The organism is Synechococcus sp. R3-13, assembly GCF_047462195.1.
In the GTDB taxonomy this organism is placed as follows: Bacteria; Cyanobacteriota; Cyanobacteriia; order Thermostichales; family Thermostichaceae; genus Thermostichus.
Genome location: NZ_JANSIO010000485.1, coordinates 1 through 1,060 on the forward strand (window position 1 = coordinate 1; position 1,060 = coordinate 1,060).

General features: G+C 57.5%; 1 protein-coding gene. It reads left to right on the plus strand.

What is annotated here, in order from left to right; translation table 11 throughout:
- Nucleotides 1-954 (plus strand): CHAD domain-containing protein (locus tag NW856_RS13425; RefSeq protein WP_414400660.1); only part of this gene is annotated, 954 nt, incomplete at its 5' end.
- Nucleotides 955-1,060: the final 106 nt, after the last annotated feature.

The following is a 1,060-nucleotide window of genomic DNA, read 5'->3' on the forward strand; positions in this document are numbered from 1 at the left end:
GAGTCCTTTCGCGTCAGCGGGACGGAGTCCTTGCACTTGACCTTGCCCTCATCTGCGCCCTTGCCAACCGTGGCCGCCTGGGCCCACCAGCTGTTGAGCCAGCAATGGCAGCGGCTGCAGAAACACGTAAGGCGAGTTCTGGCTCAGCATCCAGAGGCGGCAGAATCTCTCCACCAAATCCGGGTGACCTTGCGCCGTATTGGCACTTGGGTGCAGGTATTTCAGGGATCCGTCCGGCTGCCCAAGCCTCTCAAGCCCAAACGCCTGCAAAAGCTGGCCAGTGCTTTGGGCAAGCAGCGGGATCTGGACGTGCTGCTGGAAATCCTGCAGGAACCTTGTTGGGAAGGGATCCCGGCAGCCCAGCAGGCAGAACTGGAGAAGCTAAAACAAGATCTGCAGCAACGTCGAACCCAAGCCGAGAAACGCTCCCGCCGCATTCTTGAAGATGCTGACTTCCTGGCGTTTCAAGCTGCCTGCGAGCAGTGGCTGGCTCACCCCCGCTATAAGCCCCAGGCGGAGCTGCCTTTGCCGGAAAGCTTGCCCCACTTGCTGACTCCCCTGCTGGCCCAGTGGCTGCTGCAGTCAGGCTGGCGGATCCCTGCTTTCCCCGCAACGGAAGCCCAGGCTGAGCAACTGCACGAGCTGCGCAAGGCCACCAAACGGCTGCGCTATCAGGTGGAGTTTTTTGCGCCCTTTTACGGGGAAACTATGCAAGATTGGATAGCAACCCTGAAGTGCTTGCAGGATCAACTGGGCCGCTTTAACGATTTGCAGGTTTTGCAAGGCGAGCTGCCTGCAGACTCAGACCTACAAACCCTTCTCCAGGAACAACAAAAACTAGCCCTCCAGGAGTGGCCTGAGCACCAACAGCGCTGCCTGGCCTCTGCCGAGCAGCACCGGCTTTACTCTAATCTTTTCTCTGTTTCCAATTTCTTTCCAACTGGGGATCCCTAAGTTTCCAATTCTATAGATATAGATCCCCCCGAAGGAAAAGCCCCGCCTTATTGGCGGGGGATTTTTTGTGGCTATAGGGTTTCCAATTTCTAGGGATCCCCCCGAA